The following is a 21,118-nucleotide window of genomic DNA, read 5'->3' on the forward strand; positions in this document are numbered from 1 at the left end:
TTGTCGCCGCTAGTTATTGGCAGCTTATGACTTGCGACGGCGAGTAGCGCCTAAGCCTAATAAGCCTAAAGACAACACCGCAACAGTCGAAGGCTCTGGAACATCGAACACTGCGCTTACGTCGCCTGTTACAAATTGCTCGCCCTCAAGAGGGATATTATCTAAATCGCCATCTACCCTTACGCTCATGTAAAACGGCATTGGAGAGACAAAATAAGTATCGCCTTGTGCGGTTAGTTCAAAGTTATGGAACATGAAATCAAACACGCCGCCAAAACCGTAAAGCAACCCAGCGTTTTCACCCAACATGTTGCTAAAACCTAATAGTTCATCATCTGCGGTGTTGCTCAGCGTTAGTGTGGCCAGGTCGGTAGCCGCAGTGTCCTGGTTTTTGTCTAAGAACAAAGAAAAAGACCCGGCTTCACCTTTTAAAGAAGAGTTAGACCCGAATTCACCCGGTACCACCACGCGCCCAGACGCTGAGAAGGTGGCATATAAATTGTAATTGGCGCCCACGACCGACCCAACCTGTGAACTGTTTGCCGTACCGTCGTTACCAAAAAGCTGGTTCATCGATGCAAAGGCTACCGCAGTAAAATTACCGGCATTATCAAAGTTAATAATTTCGGTGTAGCCGCCATTTAACTTATCGGCTGTGATGATTTCGCCGCCATAAGGGGTTTCGGCAATCTGAAAATCAAGAAAGTCGGCGTTGCTTGCAAAAGAAGCAGCAATACCTGCAATTAACGCCAGTGTTTTAATCGTTTTTGTAAATCTCATCATATCTCCACAGTCCGTTTTGAAGTACAACATACCTGATGCTCGTTAAGCATAATTAGCACCAAGGTTTAACTTGTTGAAAGTGAGAATAAAATTAGAGCTAAAAATGGGATATGTAAAAAAACCTGACAAAGATGAATGGAGGTGTGTAATAAAAGCTGACAGTCTTGTAGACAATGGGCAACCTACGCTGCCTGGCTATGCATTGTGGGCAATGCATGGTTTGCCAGGTAGCAGAGTAGGTTACTTACACTAGAGGGACCATTAAGATATATGTCAGCGTTTATGGAGTCTCAGGCCATTTAATCATCGCTGACTATGCGCTTCGCAATAGTAAATTTTAAACGCTGAATAAGTCCACGGTTACCTCTTGGGCAGTGGGTGCGGGTGAGCTTATTGCGATAGGCATCAAAGTGCAGCCCGTAAGGCGCACATTCTACCTTGCCCCGATTCAGCAAAATTTTTAATGCATAGGTTTGGGCCATGCCTGCACACAGGTTAACTGCCATAGGCGTAGAAGGGCCGCGACGTTCTTTAAAGCTCACGGCCGTGTCGTCGACTAAATAGTTGCGCTGCAGCATGGCAGGCGACAAACCTATAAGAAACTGAATTAGCTGGCCCTCTTCGGTTTGTTTGTCGTTAAACCGAAAATATTCTTCAAAGGTCATTTTGCCGGGCATAAAACATAAAATGGCACAGCCCATACCTAATGGTGCAGCAGTAACCACCGGTATGTTTTTGTCGTAACATTTTTGAAAAACCAGTTTGCGCGCTTTCAGAGCAAAAAAATCAAGGCTATCGACATACAAATCGACATCTTCTAAAAAAGCGTCTACGTTTTCTTCGTTAACCCCGTCACCAAATTCGCGTAACGACATTTCTGGATTGATGTCGTGCAACATGGTCGACATCACATCCATTTTGTTTTGGCCCACCGTGGATAAAAACGCACCGGCCTGACGATTAAAGTTGTGTACTTCGTATTCGTCGAAGTCTGATAAGTTGACTTTGCCAATACCCAGGCGTGCCAGAGTAAGCGCATGCAAACTGCCTACGCCGCCGCAACCTGCTATCGCGACACGTTTATTGCGTAATTCTGCCTGTTCTTGCTCGGTGACCCAGCCAATATTTCGCGAGAATGCTACATCGTAATCAAACACGTCTGAATCTCTTTGTTTAAAACCGTTTGCATTATTATAAAGGGTTTACCACCCTTGTGACGAATTTCGCCTGCATGGTTAGGTATGTATTAAGGTGTTATTCATGCATACTATAGCACTTTAACGCAATATAATTTTGTGCATCTAAACAGATAACCCGATGTTTTGAACAAGGAGTAAGTTTTTGTTAAACAAATTGTTATCTACACTTATTATCAGCTGGCTGTTTGTCAGTACTCTGGCCTACAGCGCTGGGCTGCCAGATCAGGTAAAAAAAATTAAACCGTCTGTGGTAGGGGTAGGGCGCGTTGCGCCATTAGCCACGGTGAGTCATCAGCTTATAGGCACCGGTTTTGTAATCGGAGATGGCCATTACGTGGTGACTAACGATCATGTTGCTAACGCCAAAGGTCAGGAAGATTTGAAGTATCGTCGTGCTGTGTTTTATGGCGAGGGTCGACGGGGCAAAATTATCGAGGTCACTGATGTGTTTGAAGACGCCGAACATGACTTGGCGATACTAAAAATTGCCGAAAAACTTCCGGCACTGAAATTGGCTGATCAACAACAAATTGCCGACGGCACCACCATAGCTACAACCGGCTACCCAATGGGGGGCATATTAGGGCTGTACGCTGCTACGCACAAAGGCATTATTGCTGCTTTCACGCCTAGCATAACAGCGGCTAAAAATAGTCAGCAAATTTCTGAACGATTCTTGCAGGGATTGCGTAACCGGTTCATGATATATCAGCTGGATATTGTTGCTTACCCCGGTAACAGTGGAAGTCCGGTGTATTTAGCCCAAAGCGGTGAAGTATTTGCAGTAATTAATAAGGTATTTGTTAAGCAAACTAAAGAATCGGCTATTAGTAACCCGAGCGGCATTACCTATGCCATTCCGGTTGAACACATTTATGCATTAGCCAAAAAACATAATATTCCTATAGAGTAAATCACATACCCTTTAGCTAGATAATATCGTTTCTTTGCATAATAAAGTATGCAAACATCATTAAAAAATGAGCGTAGTATTTGTATGTCAGTAGAATTTAAAAAGATTGGAGTCATAGGTTTAGGCTATGTTGGCTTGCCTTTGGCGGTAGCGTTTGGAAAATATCGGCCCACCGTGGGCTTTGATATTAATACCCGCCGGGTAGAAGAGCTTCAAAATGGAACTGACCATACTCTGGAAGTGTCTTCAGAAGAATTGCGAGGTGCAGAGCAACTAAGCTTCACGGCTGATAAGCACGACTTATCTGAATGCGATGTGATCATTGTCACTGTGCCTACGCCAATTGATCGCAACAAACAACCCGATATGACCCCCCTGCACAAAGCCAGTGAAATGATTGGGGAAGTAATCAGCGCCAACAGTGTGGTTATTTACGAGTCTACCGTGTATCCAGGGGCGACCGAAGAATACTGCATTCCACTTATTGAAAAAGTGTCTGGTTTAACCTACAACAAAGACTTTTTTGCAGGTTACAGCCCCGAGCGTATTAACCCGGGCGATAAAACCCACCGGCTCGACTCTATTGTAAAGGTGACCTCGGGTAGCACCCCCGACATTGCTGACAAAGTGGATGCGTTGTATTTAGAGATTATTAAAGCAGGTACGCACAAGGCGTCGTCGATTAAAGTGGCCGAAGCAGCCAAGGTTATTGAGAACACCCAGCGCGATCTGAACATTGCTTTAATTAACGAATTAGCAATGATTTTTGATAAAGCTGGCATTGATACCGAAGAGGTGCTTGAAGCGGCTGGCAGCAAATGGAATTTTTTGCCCTTCAGACCCGGGCTGGTAGGCGGTCACTGTATTGGTGTTGACCCTTATTACCTGACCCACAAAGCTGAAGAATTAGGACATCACCCGGACGTAATTTTAGCGGGACGTCGTATTAACGATAAAATGGGCGAATACGTGGTTTCTCGGCTGGTAAAAACCATGCTCAAAAAGCAAATTATGGTGAACGGCGGTAACGTTTTATTGCTGGGCATTACGTTTAAAGAAAACTGCCCGGACATTCGTAATACCAAAGTGGTCGATATTGCCAGTGAGCTAAAAGAATACAATGTAAATCTGGATATTTACGATCCGTGGGCCAATGCTGATGAAGTGCGTCATGAATATGGCCTGGAGCTGGTAGATGCCCCCGAACAAGGTAAATACGACGCGATCATTGCCGCAGTAGGTCATCATCAGTTTAAGTCGCTATCTAAAGACGATTTGCGCGCGTTGTGTAAGCCAAATAGCGTAATATTCGATTTAAAATACATGTTTGATAAATCAAGCGTAGATATTCGCTTATAAGGAATTGGTAAAATGAAAGTGCTAGTTACCGGTGCGGCAGGTTTTATAGGCTCGCATGTCTCAATGTATTTGCTTGAGCGCGGCGATGAAGTGGTAGGCCTGGATAATCTGAACGACTATTACGATCCAACGCTTAAAGAAGCGCGCCTTGAGCGTATTAAAGCGTTGCCCAGCGCCGACAAATTTCGTTTCGTTAAAATGTCGGTAGAAGATCGCGACAGCATGGAAACGCTTTTTGCCGATGAAAAGTTTGATAAAGTCGTGCATCTGGCGGCTCAGGCAGGGGTACGTTACTCAATAGAAAACCCTCATGCCTATATCGACTCTAATATTGTCGGTTTTATGAATATTTTAGAAGGTTGCCGCCATAACAAAATTAAGCATCTGGTGTATGCATCGTCTAGCTCGGTTTACGGTGCTAACGAAAACATGCCTTTTGCCGTAGAAGACAATGTTGACCATCCAATGTCATTGTACGCCGCCAGTAAAAAGGCGAATGAATTGATGGCGCACACCTACAGTAATCTGTATAACCTGCCAACTACAGGTTTACGTTTCTTTACGGTATATGGGCCGTGGGGTCGCCCTGATATGGCGCTGTTCCTGTTTACCAAAGCTATTTTGGAAGACAAGCCAATCCAGGTATTTAACCATGGTAAGCATCGCCGCGACTTTACGTACATCGATGACATTGTAGAAGGTATTATTCACACCTTAGATACGACCGCTGCAATTGACCCGAACTGGAGTGGCGAAAAGCCCAATCCGGGTTCAAGTAAGGTGCCGTGGAAAGTGTATAACATTGGGGCACAAACCCCAGTCGAGCTTCTTACCTATATTGAAACCCTTGAAAACGCATTAGGTAAAAAAGCCGAAAAAGAATTATTACCACTACAACCAGGCGATGTGCCAGATACCTACGCCGATGTCGAAGCCTTGGTAAATGACACGGGTTATCGTCCGTCTACCACCATCGAAACCGGTATCAATAATTTTGTCGAGTGGTACAAAGATTACTACAAGGTTTAACAAACAAAGGAAGGCTGATTGAATCATCAGCCTTAAGTTTGAATAGCATTCAAAGCCTGCTTTTGACTTAACGTTAAAAGCAGGCTTTTTTGTGCCGGTGTATAAATGCTTTATAGCTGAGCAGTGGACCGTCACTATTTAAATATGTACAGCCACTGTTTGGTGGGAATACTGGACAGTCACATTTAACGGGCCAGCGGACAGTCACTTTTTAGATATGGACAGCCACTGTTTGGTAAGCAGGGAGGGTTGGGAATACTGGACAGTCACTTTCTATATTCCTGCACAGTCACATTTAACGGGCCAGTGGACAGTCACTATTTTATGCAACTATTGGCTATATTTATGGGCTGTCTCAGGATGTGTTCCGAACACAGATTAATAAGCCTGGCGCAAAAAGCTGAGCAGTGGACAGTCACTTTCTATATTCCTGGACAGTCACTATTTAGATGAAGAATCAACACAGTCACTTTTTATATTCCTGGACAGTCACATTTAAGGGGCCGTCACATTTAAGGGGCCGTCACATTTAACGGGCCAGTGGACAGCCACTATTTTATGCAACTATTGGCTCTATTTATTAGCAGTCTCAGGTGTCTTGCGAGCACAGATTAATAAGCCTGGCGCAAGCTGAGTAGTGGACAGTCACTTTTTAAACACTGGACAGTCACTTTCTATATTCAACCATTGGTTTTAATTATTGGCTGACTCAGGATGTGTTGCGAACATTTTAGATATGTACAGCCACTATTTGGTAAGCAGGTAACTGAGCAGTGGACAGTCACTATTTAGGATGAACACTGGACAGTCACTTTCTATATTCTTGGACAGTCACTATTTTATGCAACTATTGGCTCTATTTATTAGCAGTCTCAGGTGTATTGCAAGCACAGATCAATAAGCCTGGCGCAAAATGCTGAAGTAATAGTTACAGGCTTGCTGTCTATAGTTATCTGTGTGCAAGGGCTCGGGCACCGATAAAAATATTAGAGAAACTCGCCCTGTTCTAAGGCGATAGAATGAAGTGTTTTATACAGCCCGATTAAAGCCGTTTAGTTTTAAAGTTATGATGTAGCGATACATCATAGGCTGCTGATTTTTGAAAATTCAAAAATGATTCGTTAGATACAAAGATTGCAACCGTTTCAATTAGCATACAAAATTTGTGAACTGACCTTAAGGTGCACGCTTTTTTAAAGCCAGGCACACCTCTTGATTGGGTTGCGTTTGGTATTAAGTGTCTATCCTTGCGTTGTACATTAAATGTGCAATATTAAAACTGCTCTAAAGCGCCATGCGATTAAGCGGTTCGCCTAGTGGCTTAAGTTCCTGGTCAAAAAACGTTTCAGTGGCGGGTAGTTGATGTCGAATATCTTGTCTGATGGAATCAAGCATTAAAGCAAAACCTGGCTTGATGTTATTCATCAGTAATTCGCGGTTGATGTAATAGGGCGCACGTTTGCCATGGTAGTCTACCACCGGGCCAATTTGTTCAAACTTAATGCCTACAAAACTCATACTGCGGGCCAGTCTGGGTTCCATCATAACAAACGCATGGGCAATATTACTTTCGATACCGGTAGCGGCAGCGGCAAAGTACAAACCTACCGCAATAAACGGAAAACAGCGCATTTCGGTTTCAGAGTAGGCTTGTTGGTTAATTACACCGGTTGCGGCGCCAGCAAAGCGGTCCATTTGACGCCGACGAAACTCAGCCGGTACTGCCAGACGTGAAATTTCACAAATGTCTTGTCGGGCAAAGTTACTGGGGTTCAGGTCTTGTCGGGTAATAGAATTTAAACAGTATTTTTCTATCGGAAGCTGTTCATGATCGCGCTGCGGGCGCACAATTCTAACAGTGCCTGCCAGCGCGTTGCTATTAAGATGTCGAATTAAGCAATGTCGTGAAAAATGATCGAATTCGTCTATTTCAAGACCATTGGGCGCTACAGGTTCAAATTTTAATTCTTCACAATACACCTTATGACGAATTTTAAATACCGAATCGCGAAGCTCGTGCGAGTCTGCCATAACCGGTGTTAAATAGGAGCCAAAGTGCGATGAAATATAATTTGCCTCTCGTAGTTGCTGGTAACCTTTAAACAGCTTACCTAATTTTGATTTGCTTACCCGGCGGGTAAGATTGTTCATAATTGTTTGTCTATTAGCCATAAAGAAAACTACTGAAGTAAATTTTAATCCACACCCATGCAATCCGTGCATGGCCCTTTTGACGCTAAAGCAGTACGTATAAGCTCTACGTTAAGTCTGGACCCAGTATGCTTAAATTCCCATCAATATTCATTACACTATAGACTATTATGAGTATCTGTATTTATACCTGTGTTGTAATCGTAAAAGAGGTTGGCGGGGATTGCGATGGCCGTATAGCGCGTAAAGTCAGGACCAGAATGTAATCTACGGGGTATATAATAAAAATCAGGTGAGAAATAGGTTTTATCAAAAATACCTAAAAAAGGCTGAGCAAGAGGTCAGCCTTTTTAAGTACGAACGGGATTATATACGTGCAGAATCAGAATGCTGCTGAAGGTATTGCTTCATTTGCTTGCGACGCTCATGTAATAGCGGCTCGGTGTAACCATTGGGTTGACGGGTGCCTTCAAAGATTAAATCGCGGGCGGTATTAAACCCTATTTTAACTCCGCTCTCGGTGGTCATGGGAATGTAGTTTGGGTCGTGCTGATTCTGGTTGTCGACCAGTTTAGCCATGCGTTCAAGACTTTCTTCTACCTGCTGCTTACTCACCACATTGTGTAATAACCAGTTGGCAATATGTTGTGAGGAAATACGCAGCGTTGCCCGGTCTTCCATTAAACCCACATTATCAATATCTGGCACTTTTGAGCAGCCAATACCCTGATGTACCCAGCGCACGACATAACCCAGTATACCCTGCACGTTGTTGTCGAGCTCGCGCTGACATGTCTGGGTGTCAGGATGACTGTCTTGGTCAAGTAGTGGCAAGGTCAGCATGTCGGGCAAATAATCTTGCGGTTGTTGGTGCAGCCTGGAATGCAGGGCCATTACATCTACCTGGTGATAATGCAGAGCATGCAAGGTGGCCGCGGTAGGTGAGGGCACCCACGCGGTATTGGCACCTGCTTCAAGATGGGCAATTTTTGTATCCATCATCGCGTGCATTTTATCGGGCATTGGCCACATGCCTTTACCAATCTGTGCTTTACCTGACAAACCGCAGTGTAACCCGGTAGCCACATTCGCCTGTTCGTAAGCTGCTATCCAGGGCCGATTTTTTAGGTCTGCTTTGGGCGCAAAAGCCCCCGCGTGCATAGAGGAATGAATTTCGTCGCCGGTTCTGTCTAAAAAGCCGGTATTGATAAATACTACCCGGCTGTTGGCCTGTGCAATACAGGCCTGTAAATTTAAACTGGTGCGACGCTCTTCATCCATAATTCCCATTTTTAACGTGTTTACCGGTAAACCAAGGGCTTGTTCAACCTGACTAAATAACGTGTGGGTAAACGCGACTTCTTCAGGGCCATGCATTTTTGGTTTTACAATATACACGCTGCCGCACTGTGAGTTATGCACTGATTTGGGGCTATCAATATCATGCAAGGCAATACATGCCGTGATCATGGCATCCATCAGACCTTCAAACACCGGTTCGTCGTTTAGTAAAATGGCGTCGTTTTGCATCAGATGCCCCACATTTCTGATAAACATCAGACTACGCCCTTTAAGGGTGAGCGATTCACCGTTATTGGCGCTGTTATAAACCCGGTCAGGGTTCATTGACCGTGTGTGGGTTTTACCATTTTTAGTGACATCAACCTGTAGGTCGCCGCGCATCAGTCCCAGCCAGTTTTTGTAAACCTGGGTTTTATCCTGGGCGTCTACCGCGGCCACCGAATCTTCACAGTCCATGATGGTAGTTAGCGCTGACTCAATAAGTATATCGTTGATGCCGGCGGTGTCGGTTTTACCAATAGGCGCGTTACCGTCGATTTGCAGCTCAAAATGCAGGCGGTTATGTTCAAACAGTAACGCTGACGGGTTTTTAGTCTCACCCTGATAGCCTTTAAAGGCTGCCGTATTTTTAAGTGTCGAGGTAGTGCCATCGCTAAGTGTTATCAGCAAATTGTGGTTAGTTATCTGGTAACGGTTTACGTTGAGGTGCGACCCCTGCTCAAGCGGTATAATATCATCAAGCCATTGCTTGGCTTTTTCAATTACTGCCTGTCCACGCTCAGTGTTGTATTGTTTTCCCGGTGCCAGGCTGCCTCGTGTGTCAATCACGTCAGTACCATAAAATGCATCGTACAGGCTACCCCATCGGGCATTCACTGCATTAAGCGCGTAGCGGGCGTTATTGATAGGCACCACAAGCTGAGGGCCAGCATTGCGGGCAATTTCATCATCAACATGGGAAGTCGTAATTTGCACATTATCGGGCGGAGTAACCAGATAGCCAATATCGGTTAAAAAGGCTTTAGTATCTTTTGTACTTATATCAGGTTGCTGCTGATACCAGTCGTCCAGTTGTTTTTGAAAGTTGTCGCGGGTTTTTAATAACGCTTTATTTTGAGGCGTTAGTTTAATAAGTAAGGCTTCGAAGGCCGACCAAAAGTGATCAGGTGATACACGGGTGTCGGGCAATACCTGTTCGTTAATAAAGGTATGCAATACCGGCGCAATGTTAAGGTGTCCTATGGCAATAGACTTTTGCATCAACGTTCTCCACATCTGTGTGTACCGCTGCTAGCGGCTTTACCTGTTTTATACTCAGTGTAGAAGGTATGCGGCCCTAATATTAATTTATGGTTTGTATTTTTGTCATTTATTTTGTGAATGGTGCTTGTTGATTCATTTGTTCGGCGACTTCGCTAATTAATCGACGCAGCCAAATGTGGCCGGCATCATGATGAAGCAGGGCGCTCCAGGCCATCTTTAGTGCAATAGGTGGAATATCAAAAGGCGGTGTTTTTAAAACAACCTGATCATCGTCAGCAAACAAGCGTGCGGCTTTGGTGGGTAACGTTGCAATAAGATTCTGAGTTTTCGCCATTTGCAGGGCGGCATGATAATGACGGGTAAATACCCTGATATCACGTTGTTTGCCTAATTTGGTTAGCTCAGCGTCGACCCACCCCAGTTTTTGTACTTCATTTGGGTCGATACCCACGCCCACCCCAAAACCGGTTTTACTTACCCAGATATGACGCGACTCGAGGTATCCGGTCAAGTCCCAGTTATCGGCAAGGGGATGACTGGCGCTCAGCACACAGCTGAAGGTGTCATACCAAATCACTTTTTGGTGAAACGAAAGTGGAAGCTCTTCAAACCGGTTAATTGCCATGTCTACCTTGCCCTGCTCAACGTCATGAAACGTCACATCGCTGGGCGTGATCAAATCTAATGTAATATTGGGTGCCTGTTCAGCCAGTTTGCTCAGCAGCCCCAAAAGAAGCGTGCTTTCTGCATAGTCACTGGTCATAATTCTGAATGTGCGGTTACTGGAGGCAGGGTCAAAATCGGTCTCGGGCTGAATAGAGCTTTCTAGGCGGCTAAGTACATCGCGAATGACGGGCTGTAATTCCAGTGCGCGTTTGGTAGGGGTCATGCCATCGCTGGTGCGCACCAGCAGCGGGTCTTTAAATAAATCGCGCAAACGTTTAAGACCGTTACTCATCGCTGGCTGCGTAATACTAAGCTGGTTAGCCGCGCGGGTCACACTGCCTTCGCGTAGCAGTACATCTAAGTACACCAGTAAATTTAAATCGACTTTTGCAATATTCATAATTCTGATTTCTTGTTTTTGTTATCAGCCAGTCAGCCAGTATAAATACAAACCGGCCTTGTGTCAGATGTGTTTATCGCGCTGTATCGTGACTAAATGATTAAAAGTAATTGAATTAAAAACACACATAAACGCTTTACTAAAAGCGTGGGGTAAGCGGAAGATAATACAAAGCAAAAAGCCCCGAAAGGGGCTCTTTGCTGCTTATGCTAAAAGCAAAATCCGTTAGCCGTCAAACTGATTCATGGTGTTGTCATCACCCGATGCTTTAAGTGCGCCTTCGCCTGAAAAATACTCTTTGTGGGTGTCACCAAGATCTGAACCCGCCATAACCTGATGTTTTACACACGCCAGACCTTCACGAATCTCTTTACGTTGTACCCCTTTAACATAGGCCAGCATACCTTCTTCACCAAAATAGCCTTTGGCTAAATTGTCGGTAGATAGTGCTGTGGTATGGTAAGTAGGAAGCGTTATCAAATGATGGAAAATTCCTGCTTCGCGTGCAGCGTCTTGTTGAAAACTCTGAATTTTCTGGTCGGCTTCCTGAGCCAGTCCGGTATTGTCATACTCAGCTGACATAAGTTTGGCACGTTCGTACTCACTAACATCTTTACCCTCTTGCTGCCAGGCATCAAAAACCTGCTGACGAAAATTCAGCGTCCAGTTAAACGACGGTGAATTGTTGTAAACCAGCTTGGCATTGGGTACCACTTCGCGAATAGCGTTTACCATCTCGGCTATTTGACCTACATGAGGCTTCTCGGTTTCTATCCACAATAAGTCTGCGCCATTTTGAAGCGAGGTAATGCAGTCAAGTACCACTCTGTCCACACCCGTATTCGGTTTGAAGCGAAATAAGCCATTAGGCAACCGCACAGGTTTTACCAATTGGTTGTTTTGCTTAAGGGTAAGGTCGCCTTCGTTAAGCTCGTCAATACTGTTTACCTGTTGGGTGTCAAGAAAGGCATTGTATTTGGCGGCAAGATCGCCTGGCTGTGTCGAGACCGGGATTTTTTGCGTCAAACCTGCACCCAGTGAATCGGTACGCGCAACAATGACGCCATCATCGACGCCCAGTTCTAAAAAGGCATAGCGAACCGCATTAATTTTAGCTAAGAAATCTTCATGTGGAACGGTAACCTTGCCATCCTGATGACCGCACTGTTTTGCATCTGATACCTGATTTTCAATCTGAATACAGCAGGCGCCGGCTTCAATCATTTTTTTAGCCAGCAGGTATGTGGCTTCTTCGTTACCAAAACCGGCATCTATGTCGGCAATAATAGGCACGACATGGGTTTCAAAGTTGTCGATTTGCTGCTGTATCTCTGAGGTATCCAGATTTTGAGCTTCGGCTTCGTCAAGCTGCTTAAACAATGCGCCTAAAGCCTGTGCGTCGGCCTGGCGTAAAAAGGTATACAATTCTTCGATTAAGCTCGCAACCGATGTTTTTTCGTGCATAGACTGGTCAGGAAGAGGACCAAACTCTGAGCGCAATGCCGCTACCATCCAGCCAGACAAATACAAATAGCTTTTGCTGGTGGTGCCCTGGTGTTTTTTAACGGCCAGCATTTTTTGCTGACCCACAAAGCCATGCCAGCAGCCCAGTGACTGAGTGTATTGTGTCGAGTCGGCGTCGTAGTCGGCCATATCTTTACGCATAATACCGGCGGTATAACGGGCAATATCTAAACCGGTTTTAAAACGGTTTTGTGTTTTCATACGTGCCGCGAAGTTAGGGTTGATACCTTCCCATCTGCCTTTATGAGTAGATTTCAATGTAGCGATTGCGTCGATGTCTTGTTGAAATTGCGACATAGTTGGCTCCCTGAATTATATTGTAGTCGCTGATGGTATGGGTGAAATCCAGCAGCGGGGTTCGTAAGGTCCATTTAAATGTAGCGCTACTCACCAAATAACAAAAATCTATAATTTATATACTCTTCATTCACAACATGAATTATATCTGCTGAAGGCAACTGTGGTCAGGGGAGTTACTCATACGCTTCGTTTTTTAATTTGTCTTTTTATAGGGAAACCAGGTTATGGCTTCCTGATTTTAGAGCTAAACATGACCGAAGGTATTCAACCCTGTTGAATGAAAGGCTTGAGGCTAAAGCAGGTGTACGGTGTTGTTTATTGCTTATCTATTTTAAGCGTGGTTTTTTCACGACTTAACTAATTTATTTGGTGCCGAACACCCGGGTGCATTACACTGGTTTAGATTATTTTTCACGGATGTACTCATGTTACGAAAACTCACCATTGCTTCACTGGTTGGGATAGCGGCTTTACAAGGTTGTGCCCAATCTGACTCAAATCCAATAACCAAAAATGCGCAACCTATTGCGCCCCAAGCCCCTAAAAATATTATCATGGTGGTGGCTGATGGCATGGGTCCGGCATATACCACCGCGTATCGTAATTTTGCTGATGACCCGACAACGCCGCAAATAGAGCGGGTTGTTTTTGATAATATTTTAGTTGGCAATGCCTCAACGTATCCCGCGTCGGTGTCTGGCTATGTCACCGATTCTGCCGCGGCGGCTACCGCTATGGCTACCGGGGTTAAGTCTTACAATGGCGCTATTGGTGTTGATGTGAATAAACTGCCCGTTGAGTCAGTATTGCATCATGCAAAAATACGGGGCTTGCGTACTGGGGTCGCGGTTACGTCTCAAATAAACCATGCCACACCGGCCTCGTATATTGTTCACAACGAAAGTAGACAAAACTACAATGCTATTGCTGACAGCTACTTTGATGAGCGTTTAAACGGCAAAATAGTTACTGACGTTATGCTTGGTGGGGGGACGCAGTATTTTGAACGTGAAGATCGTAATTTGGTGGGCGAGTTTATCGACGCTGGTTACGAGTACGTAGATACTTATAACAAACTGGCGACATTGCCCAAAGGCTCGAATGTGTTAGGTCTGTTCGCCCCTAAAGGTTTACCGCCGGCATTAGATGACACCCGAGCTACCCGGTTATCCTACCTGACCCAGCATGCCATTAAGCATTTAGAAAACGATCAGGGTTATTTTTTATTAGTAGAAGCCAGTCAGGTAGACTGGGCTGGTCATTCTAACGATATAGGTTCGGCAATGGCAGAAATGGCCGATTTAGCCGCCACTATCACGTTTTTAAAACAGTACGTCAGCGAAAACCCGGATACGCTGGTGGTACTCACCGCCGATCACAGTACCGGTGGTCTGACAATAGGCGCAAACGGCGATTATGTATGGTCTCCTGAGTTTTTACACTCTATGAAAGCCTCTACCCGTAGTATTGCCCGTGATCTGCCCACCATAGACCAGCCGCTAGCGTTTATTAGCCAACAGCTAGGATTTGCTTTTGATGAAAACGATCATACATTTTTAGAAAAAGTGATTACCAACGAAGATGAAAACGCTCGTGAAGCGGGCCTGAAACAGTTTTTAGATATGAAAACCAACACCGGCTGGACAGGTTCGGGCCATACAGGTGTTGACGTTGAAGTTTTTGCGTTTGGTGCGGGTAGCCAGGCTTTTGCGGGCCAGATAGACAACACTGATATTGCCAAACGGCTCAAGCATTTTGTAGATGGGACTGCCGTAGCTCGGGGCGAAAAGCCTGTGCCGGTATCACAACCCGATAGCGAAAATGCAAACCGGCCTTGCGACTTCAAAGAAGACTGGCGCTGCCTGTAAGTTCGTATCACCGCTTTATTAAATCAGCAAAAAGGCCAGTCACTGTAAAGTAACTGGCCTTTTTATTTGGCGTTAAAATGGGCCTTAACTAATTGTTTAAAAAGTTATCCAAATCTTCGCCGGTTATTTTAGAAATTTGACTAAATAAATACCACAGCGCGGCCACCAGCAAAATAGTACTGGGTATCACAATAACCGGATAACTTAAGGCGGTCATTCGGCCAAGCTCTTCGGTGTAGGCGGTGGTACCAGGCTCGCTGACCAGAATCATTTTAGCTAAAACATAATTAAGCACTGATGAGACAAAAAACGAGGTAGCCACAATATACGAACTGTTGGCAACTTTGCGGCGAAACTCTGGCTGTTTATTCTTTTTATCCAGGGCATTGTTCAATGCGGGCCAGTTGATAATATTGTCGTTTAATATAAGCATACGAACCAAAGGCTTTTTGGTGTACTGAGTTGCAAGTACCGCTAACCCGATAAGCGCCGGAATCGCTGCCTCTTTAATCGCTATGTATTCAGCCGGAAGCTTAAGCAAGCTGATGCCACCGGTCAGTAATACGCTCACAATACCTAAAATAGAAAAGCCGTTTACTTTGCCTGACTGTTTCAGGTCCCAGATACCATAACCAATAGGAAACACCAACGCCGCAACAATACTCCACGCTGGCCCTAAATACTCAGGCGCACTGCCATAGCTCATCACCACAACAGGAATAATAATATTAAAGGCTAAATTGCCAAAAAAACCCTGATTTTGTTTTTGTTTCGTTTGCTCTTCCGAGGCCATGACTACATCACTTAACTTATATTAAAAGCGTTATTGAAAAACTAACTACAAGACTCAGAAGTCTGTCTATAGTGCTATTATACCAGTGCATGACATGACACACATCCACCGTACAATAATTCTTGCTTAGCGTATGAATAAACAGTGTTTACTGTTTCAAACCGTCTTTGTTGCACCCCATTTCCAGGCTGAAAACAAGCCGGCCACAAATCCGAAAAAATGGTACTCGTAAGAAACAAACCCATTGCTGGGTAATATTCCGATAATTAAGCCCCCATAAACTATGGCTACTAATACCGAAATTATAATGTACGGGATGCGCCGGGTCATAAAACCTGCTAATAATAAAAACCCGAAGTAGCCATACACTATGCCACTGGCGCCAATGTGGTAAGCCGAGCGGCCAAACATCCACACACAAATGCCTGATACCAAAAATACAGTAACAGTAACCCAGCCAAACGTTCGCTTACCCCACTGTAGCGTTAACCACATAAACAGCATAAGCGGTACTAAATTGGCTACCAGATGTGTAGGTGAGCCATGCACAAACGGGGCCGTAAAAATATGCCACCAGCCTGGTATAAAGCGCGGCATAATTCCCAGCGAGCTCAAACTGCGCATAGTGAATAAATTAATGAGTTCCAGGGCTATCAGAAGCGCACCAATAATGGCAAGAAAACGAAACTGTTGTTTAAGTTTAGGCAATTGATTCATAAAATAATATGCGGTACAAACCGGGATAAATCCTGCGTGATCAGCGAGGTGTCCTCTCTGACAGAAATGCCAGCCGGGAGGTTGTCGACCAACCAGCTGCCTATAAGCGTGTAATTACGCGAAAAACGCGGAAGCGGATGAAAAGCTTGTAAAATAAATCCTTCCTCGCCATAAGGTCCGGCCGACAAAGCTTGCTCCTGATTGTTTTCAAGTAACGAAATATTCGCCCCTTCACGGGAATACAGTGGCTTTTTAACCCACTTGTCAGTAAGCGAGGCTTTAGGGTCGTCAGCAAAAAATGCAGGTAACAGGTTAGGGTGGTTTGGAAACATTTTCCATAGTTGCGGTAACAATGCTTTGTTGGATAGCACCGATTTCCACATGGGTTCCAGCCAGTTAACATCAGCCTGGGGCAGGGCTTCAGCAAATTCTTCGCGTAGCATAAATTCCCATGGATAAAGCTTAAAACAATCGGTAATTGGTGCATTGTTCAGGTCGGTAAACACGTGGGTATCGGCCAGCCCTATATCTTCAATAAAAACAAAGTCGGCGCTTAGCCCGGCGGCATTAGCGCAATCCTGAAGATACTGCACTGTCCCCCGGTCTTCCTGGGTATCCTGGCAACAAGAAAAATGCATTTGGTCAATATTGTACCAACGGGCAATATCAGCAAACCGATGCACCAGTTTTTCCTGCAAAGAATTAAATTGATCAGCCCCGCGAGACAGTAAACCGCGTTCAACCTGCTGCTCTAACCATAACCATTGCCAAAACCCGGTTTCGTACAGCGAGGTTGGCGTGTCAGCATTGTTTTCGAGTAATTTGGCCGGGCTCTTGCCATCGTAAACCAGATCAAGACGCGAATACAGCGACGGGTCGCGCTGCTGCCAGGAGGTTTTGATTAAGTCCCAGCAATGTGAGGGTATTTGAAAGCGGGTTAACAGTGCTTCGCTGTGAACCACTTCTTCTGCTACCGCCAAACACATTTGATGTAATTCAGCGGTAGGGGTTTCTAAATCGTTTTCTATTTGATTTAAAGAAAACTGATAATACAGCGACTCGTCCCAGTAGGGCTCGTTGTACATGGTATGAAAATGAAAGCCGTATTCAGCGGCTTGGTGCTTCCAGTCAGGCCGCTCGGCAATACGATGGCGCAGCAACTAGCCGCCCCAGCCACTAGAGCGAGAACTGCCACCCCAGCTCGATTTTGCCCGAACCGAGCTGCCAAATCCGCCACGGCTCATGGTGCGGGTAACAGTGGGTTTAGGCTTAAAACGCTTTGGACTTACCCGATAATTACGTTTGCGAATATCCCCATCAAATATATGACCATCGGCAGTCACCCAGCGCGAACGAAATGACGAGTAGGGCGAGTATGAGGTGAACAAAGGCTGCGAATAGTAACTGCGCGGTGACAACAGCTGGCTTACCATATAACCGGCCATAAACGGCATGAAAAATGAGCCAGAGTTGTTTGTAACCTGGCGGCACTGATTCGGGCCAAATTCGTATTCACAGTCGTTTTCAGAAGAAAACTTAGGACTGGTGCGCGCGGCTTCTTCTACCGCCTGCTGATACGCCGCCTGACACTGCTGTTGTGCATCTGGGTAGTCTTGATTGCAATCATCTACCGAGGTGTACACTTTGGCGGGCTGGCGATCATCAGCACATGCGCTCAAAAATACACTGGCGACCCCAAGTGCCAGAGGCTTTACCGCAAAGGCTTTACGCATACTCGGTAAATTTATTTGTCTGGTACGTTTTATCGTGGTCATGTCTTACCTCCTGCCTAGTAGGTCATGCAGGCGGCATTGAGTAGGCCTACCGCAATCGACATAGCCGCCAGCATAGTACCGGCAGAAACTTCATTGTTGTCGATACGCTCGGCAATGCGAGGCATAAAGCTAAAACGAAGCAGTGCGAACGCCAAAGATTGCGCAATAATGGCAACCACGCCCCAAATAGCAAAATCGATAACCCCCAATGAATTAGCCGCAGCGCCCGACAAGGCCAGCGAAAAACCAACAATTGCCCCACCAAAACCTATAGCGGCAGCAACATTTTTATCTTCTTTAACCAGCTTCCATTCGTCGTGAGGCGTAACTAAGGCGTACACAAACTTAAAAACAAATAAAAATATTACTGAAAGCACAAAATACAGAGCGAAGTTATCTAGCCCCGCCAGTGATGCCATAACTGTGTCCATACTAAATTCCTCTAGCCGTTAATGGTTAAATCGGTGGGTTGTACATCAAAACCTGTGCTGAGCACCAGACACCGGTCTTTGTTTTGCCCTATTATTTTTTCTTCGCCTACCACCAGCAGTGATTCGTAGCGATCGTTGTCCAGCGCGCGTTCATACAACATCATAAATTGATCCGTGGTACTGGTGTCGCCGTCTTCTTCGTAAGTGGTTTCGGTGACCGCCACCGGTGGCGAGGTCTCTCCTACCGCATCCCAGACCCGGGTATACGTGTGCCCGTTAAGGTTGTAGGTAGGCTGAGAGATGAGTGTATCTAAGCAGTGTTGCCACTGTTTGTCATCGCCAACGGTCTGGGTTTCGTAAAAATGCCACAGTTTTACGTCAGTAATGTGATTTTCGGTCAGTCCGCCGTCGGTGATGACCTGTAAAAAGGCCTCATCGTCGGTGTAGAATCGCAGCATTGTGCCCCCCGAGTCCAGATTTGCCTGGCCTACCGCCTGAATAAGTTGGGAGCGTGCACAATTTTCTATCGTAAGTTCAGGCTCTAGCAGTTTAAGCTTTAAATCAGCCAGTTCAAACGATCCGCCTAAATAAAGTCCCATAATCTCAGGTGCTTTAGGCGCGTCGTTGTTTTTGTCTTTACCAAACAGTTTACTGAACATAGCAAGCTCCTGTCATAAAAGTTATTGCGCCAGTTTGGCCCAGTCGATGTTGTAAATACGCGAACCGGCAATATAAAACAGCGTATCTTTTGGCGATAAAGTATCGTTAAAATCGGGGTTAACCACCATTTTCTGGTAAATACCGCCGGGGGCATAGCCAATAAAAATAGCATCGTACTGCTGTTTTAAACCAATGAATACGTCACCCACCGTTAAGCTGGCGCAATTGTCGGGCAGGGCGACCGAAAACTGAGCCTGGCCGGCATCCACACTCAGTAAATCGTGGTGCAGCATACTTGAACCCGGATCAAACACCGATTTGGCCAGCATTTCTACTGCCACACTGGGCGTGCACTCAACATTAGGACAATGGGTTTGCAACAGGCTAACTAACGAATCGTCGGTAAAATAGGCCACCTGATGTGCATTGGGATTTCGATTAGTACAGTATAGAGCGGTGGTTAAAGTGACATCATCTTGCGGGTTGTCAATTAATATAACCCCGGCATCGGCAATGCAGGCGCGATCCATATCTGGGTCTTTGTTGAATGATTCAACATGGACAAATTCAATTTGCCCGGGCAGGGGATTGGTTATATCGGCTTTTACACACAAAACAATATCGGGCTTGTCGGCCAGATCTTCACGTTCTTTCAATAGCAAATCTAAAAGCAATAACGTTTTTTGCTCATTCCAGCCAATCACTAATATATGATTTTTTACGTGCAAGTTTTTCATTCCTGTCAGTCCTTTTTGCCACTGATCACTTACCCAGGCCGCTACCCGGCCAATGACCATAGCAAAGATGCTCAAGCCTACGGGGATAACATACAGGGCCACAATAACTTTGCCGGTTGTGGTGACAGGCGATAGGTCGCCATAACCTACCGTTGAAGCAGTAACCGCCAGCCAGTAGATAAACTCTACTTCACTGGTGAGCGCAGTTTCGCCTGCAGCCATCAGTAACGCAAAGCTTGTCAGCCCGTAAACCAGAGTCAGGACTATGATGGTATACCAGCGCGATTCGCTGAAGTATTGCACCATAAGTTTGCGAATATAGCTCCAGGAGCCTATAGGTTGCGTAGTTTCCTGTTTTCTCAAATGCTTATTGTCTCTTTGGGCGCAAAGTGATTACCTTTTGCGCAGCGGGTAATCGCTGAAGTTTAAATCGAATGACGTTACTTTACCTAAGACCACACTAATGTCATCCCCAGAACCACAAATTATTGTAACCATCTATAAAAAAAGGCGCTTCACAGCGCCTTTATTAGTGGAAGATAACTTACTTACCCAGAATGCGGCTAAGCTCGTCATCGGCAGAGGTTTTCCCCCCTTTAATACCGGCGTCAGCTAACCGTTTTTCTAAGTCAGACGACGACTCTTCACTGGCAAGCTCTTCGGCCGCTTCAAGTTCGGCGCTGCGCATTTTTTGCTTGTCCTGAATACGCGACAAGGATTCGGTCGCGGTTTTCATCTTACTGTTGGCGCCCATATGGCGTGATGACACCGCAACCTGGGCTTTTTGCACACTCTCGGTGGCTTTTACCATATCGACCTGTTGTTCAAGGCGACGTAAGTTTGCTTTGGCTTGCTGAATATTGCCCGCAAGTTGTTTTTCAGATTGCTGAAACTGGTCAAGATAAGACTGTTCCTGTGCGCGCTCTTCTTTTAGCTCAGACACTTTTTGGGCACAATCAAGCGCCAGGGCGCGGTCGTTGTCTGCCGCTTTACGGGCATGCGCTTCGTACTCGGCAATAGACGCATTAAAGCTGTCTATTTTTTGTTGCGACAGTTTGCGCTTAGCCAGAATTTGCGTACGTGCATGATCTGACTTTCTTAATTCTTCTTTTGCTTCACGGATTTCCTGCTCCAGGATACGTATCGCCTGACTATCGGCAACATTTTGAGCCGCTTCAGTGGCACCGCCTTTTACTGCGGTAATAAGCTTTTTCCAAACAGACATAAGCTGCTCCTGTGAAAATAATC

The 21,118-nt window shown here is 45.4% G+C and carries 18 protein-coding genes; 4 read left to right on the top strand and 14 right to left on the bottom strand.

All coding sequences use genetic code 11. The features are described 5' to 3' along the window. Positions 1 to 24: 24 nt before the first annotated feature. Together pepA and JK130_RS02220 are read right to left on the bottom strand one after the other, a co-directional pair. Entirely contained in the window at positions 25 to 783 is a 759-nt protein-coding gene (pepA, locus tag JK130_RS02215; protein WP_246587666.1) for a flocculation-associated PEP-CTERM protein PepA, read from the bottom strand. Positions 784 to 1,082: 299 nt separating this feature from the next. After that, positions 1,083 to 1,940 carry a ThiF family adenylyltransferase gene (locus JK130_RS02220; protein ID WP_218352585.1) on the bottom strand — a complete coding sequence of 286 codons (858 nt, stop codon included), beginning with the start codon at positions 1,938 to 1,940 and terminating at the stop codon, positions 1,083 to 1,085. A gap of 184 nt (positions 1,941 to 2,124) precedes the next feature. Between JK130_RS02220 and JK130_RS02225 the strand changes: the two genes are divergently transcribed. The 3 genes from JK130_RS02225 (at position 2,125) to JK130_RS02235 (ending at position 5,283) form a co-directional block, all read left to right on the top strand. Next, positions 2,125 to 2,895, top strand: coding sequence for a S1 family peptidase (locus JK130_RS02225; RefSeq protein ID WP_246587667.1), 771 nt, complete (start codon positions 2,125 to 2,127; stop codon positions 2,893 to 2,895). Positions 2,896 to 2,979: 84 nt separating this feature from the next. Next, positions 2,980 to 4,254: a Vi polysaccharide biosynthesis UDP-N-acetylglucosamine C-6 dehydrogenase TviB gene (gene tviB, locus JK130_RS02230; protein ID WP_218352586.1), complete on the top strand. Its 1,275-nt coding sequence runs from the start codon at positions 2,980 to 2,982 to the stop codon at positions 4,252 to 4,254. Positions 4,255 to 4,266: 12 nt separating this feature from the next. Beyond that, on the top strand, positions 4,267 to 5,283 hold the full coding sequence (locus JK130_RS02235) for an NAD-dependent epimerase (RefSeq protein ID WP_218352587.1): 1,017 nt from the start codon (positions 4,267 to 4,269) through the stop codon (positions 5,281 to 5,283). A gap of 1,284 nt (positions 5,284 to 6,567) precedes the next feature. On the opposite strand, the gene JK130_RS02240 is transcribed toward JK130_RS02235, so the two are convergent. The 4 genes from JK130_RS02240 to JK130_RS02255 all read right to left on the bottom strand — a co-directional run bounded on the left by JK130_RS02240 (position 6,568) and on the right by JK130_RS02255 (position 12,886). Next, the gene (locus JK130_RS02240; RefSeq protein ID WP_246587668.1) at positions 6,568 to 7,455 is read right to left on the bottom strand and encodes a PEP-CTERM/exosortase system-associated acyltransferase; all 888 of its coding nucleotides are present in this window, start codon (positions 7,453 to 7,455) and stop codon (positions 6,568 to 6,570) included. A gap of 345 nt (positions 7,456 to 7,800) precedes the next feature. Beyond that, positions 7,801 to 9,996 carry a malate synthase G gene (locus JK130_RS02245; protein ID WP_218352588.1) on the bottom strand — a complete coding sequence of 732 codons (2,196 nt, stop codon included), beginning with the start codon at positions 9,994 to 9,996 and terminating at the stop codon, positions 7,801 to 7,803. Between the two features lie 109 nt (positions 9,997 to 10,105). Continuing rightward, positions 10,106 to 11,065, bottom strand: coding sequence for a LysR family transcriptional regulator (locus JK130_RS02250; RefSeq protein WP_218352589.1), 960 nt, complete (start codon positions 11,063 to 11,065; stop codon positions 10,106 to 10,108). A gap of 225 nt (positions 11,066 to 11,290) precedes the next feature. Then, a complete protein-coding gene (locus tag JK130_RS02255) occupies positions 11,291 to 12,886 on the bottom strand; it encodes an isocitrate lyase (RefSeq protein WP_218352590.1) in 1,596 nt (531 codons plus the stop codon). A 428-nt stretch (positions 12,887 to 13,314) separates the two neighbouring features. Between JK130_RS02255 and JK130_RS02260 the strand changes: the two genes are divergently transcribed. Further along, complete coding sequence (locus JK130_RS02260; RefSeq protein WP_218352591.1) at positions 13,315 to 14,757, top strand: alkaline phosphatase; 1,443 nt, start codon at positions 13,315 to 13,317, stop codon at positions 14,755 to 14,757. 88 nt (positions 14,758 to 14,845) lie between these two features. On the opposite strand, the gene JK130_RS16585 is transcribed toward JK130_RS02260, so the two are convergent. From JK130_RS16585 to JK130_RS02305, 8 genes are all read right to left on the bottom strand, one after another. Next, positions 14,846 to 15,550 (bottom strand): VC0807 family protein, encoded by a 705-nt coding sequence (locus JK130_RS16585; protein ID WP_246587669.1) that lies wholly within the window; start codon positions 15,548 to 15,550, stop codon positions 14,846 to 14,848. Positions 15,551 to 15,706: 156 nt separating this feature from the next. Next, positions 15,707 to 16,267, bottom strand: a complete 561-nt coding sequence (locus JK130_RS02275; RefSeq protein WP_218352594.1) for a rhomboid family intramembrane serine protease — start codon at positions 16,265 to 16,267, stop codon at positions 15,707 to 15,709. Further along, complete coding sequence (locus JK130_RS02280; RefSeq protein WP_218352595.1) at positions 16,264 to 17,427, bottom strand: glutathionylspermidine synthase family protein; 1,164 nt, start codon at positions 17,425 to 17,427, stop codon at positions 16,264 to 16,266. The genes JK130_RS02275 and JK130_RS02280 overlap by 4 nt, the downstream gene beginning before the upstream one ends. Further along, positions 17,428 to 18,042 carry a DUF1190 family protein gene (locus JK130_RS02285; RefSeq protein ID WP_218352596.1) on the bottom strand — a complete coding sequence of 205 codons (615 nt, stop codon included), beginning with the start codon at positions 18,040 to 18,042 and terminating at the stop codon, positions 17,428 to 17,430. 14 nt (positions 18,043 to 18,056) lie between these two features. Further along, positions 18,057 to 18,473 carry a DUF350 domain-containing protein gene (locus JK130_RS02290; RefSeq protein ID WP_218352597.1) on the bottom strand — a complete coding sequence of 139 codons (417 nt, stop codon included), beginning with the start codon at positions 18,471 to 18,473 and terminating at the stop codon, positions 18,057 to 18,059. 11 nt (positions 18,474 to 18,484) lie between these two features. After that, positions 18,485 to 19,132 (bottom strand): YjfK family protein, encoded by a 648-nt coding sequence (locus tag JK130_RS02295; protein WP_218352598.1) that lies wholly within the window; start codon positions 19,130 to 19,132, stop codon positions 18,485 to 18,487. A gap of 21 nt (positions 19,133 to 19,153) precedes the next feature. Next, the gene (locus JK130_RS02300; protein WP_218352721.1) at positions 19,154 to 20,176 is read right to left on the bottom strand and encodes a potassium channel family protein; all 1,023 of its coding nucleotides are present in this window, start codon (positions 20,174 to 20,176) and stop codon (positions 19,154 to 19,156) included. Positions 20,177 to 20,414: 238 nt separating this feature from the next. Continuing rightward, on the bottom strand, positions 20,415 to 21,095 hold the full coding sequence (locus JK130_RS02305) for a PspA/IM30 family protein (protein WP_218352599.1): 681 nt from the start codon (positions 21,093 to 21,095) through the stop codon (positions 20,415 to 20,417). Positions 21,096 to 21,118: the final 23 nt, after the last annotated feature.

The organism is Alteromonas lipotrueiana, assembly GCF_019249245.1.
GTDB classification, from domain to species: domain Bacteria; phylum Pseudomonadota; class Gammaproteobacteria; order Enterobacterales; family Alteromonadaceae; genus Alteromonas; species Alteromonas lipotrueiana.

Bases quoted from the DNA above. Each gene is read 5' to 3' on its own strand.
- pepA (WP_246587666.1), bottom strand. From the start codon at position 783: ATGATGAGATTTACAAAAACGATTAAAACACTGGCGTTAATTGCAGGT.
- tviB (WP_218352586.1), top strand. From the start codon at position 2,980: ATGTCAGTAGAATTTAAAAAGATTGGAGTCATAGGTTTAGGCTATGTT.
- JK130_RS02235 (WP_218352587.1), top strand. From the start codon at position 4,267: ATGAAAGTGCTAGTTACCGGTGCGGCAGGTTTTATAGGCTCGCATGTC.
- JK130_RS02240 (WP_246587668.1), bottom strand. From the start codon at position 7,455: ATGGCTAATAGACAAACAATTATGAACAATCTTACCCGCCGGGTAAGC.
- JK130_RS02245 (WP_218352588.1), bottom strand. From the start codon at position 9,996: ATGCAAAAGTCTATTGCCATAGGACACCTTAACATTGCGCCGGTATTG.
- JK130_RS02250 (WP_218352589.1), bottom strand. From the start codon at position 11,065: ATGAATATTGCAAAAGTCGATTTAAATTTACTGGTGTACTTAGATGTA.
- JK130_RS02255 (WP_218352590.1), bottom strand. From the start codon at position 12,886: ATGTCGCAATTTCAACAAGACATCGACGCAATCGCTACATTGAAATCT.
- JK130_RS02260 (WP_218352591.1), top strand. From the start codon at position 13,315: ATGTTACGAAAACTCACCATTGCTTCACTGGTTGGGATAGCGGCTTTA.
- JK130_RS16585 (WP_246587669.1), bottom strand. From the start codon at position 15,550: ATGGCCTCGGAAGAGCAAACGAAACAAAAACAAAATCAGGGTTTTTTT.
- JK130_RS02275 (WP_218352594.1), bottom strand. From the start codon at position 16,267: ATGAATCAATTGCCTAAACTTAAACAACAGTTTCGTTTTCTTGCCATT.
- JK130_RS02285 (WP_218352596.1), bottom strand. From the start codon at position 18,042: ATGACCACGATAAAACGTACCAGACAAATAAATTTACCGAGTATGCGT.
- JK130_RS02290 (WP_218352597.1), bottom strand. From the start codon at position 18,473: ATGGACACAGTTATGGCATCACTGGCGGGGCTAGATAACTTCGCTCTG.
- JK130_RS02295 (WP_218352598.1), bottom strand. From the start codon at position 19,132: ATGTTCAGTAAACTGTTTGGTAAAGACAAAAACAACGACGCGCCTAAA.
- JK130_RS02300 (WP_218352721.1), bottom strand. From the start codon at position 20,176: ATGGTGCAATACTTCAGCGAATCGCGCTGGTATACCATCATAGTCCTG.
- JK130_RS02305 (WP_218352599.1), bottom strand. From the start codon at position 21,095: ATGTCTGTTTGGAAAAAGCTTATTACCGCAGTAAAAGGCGGTGCCACT.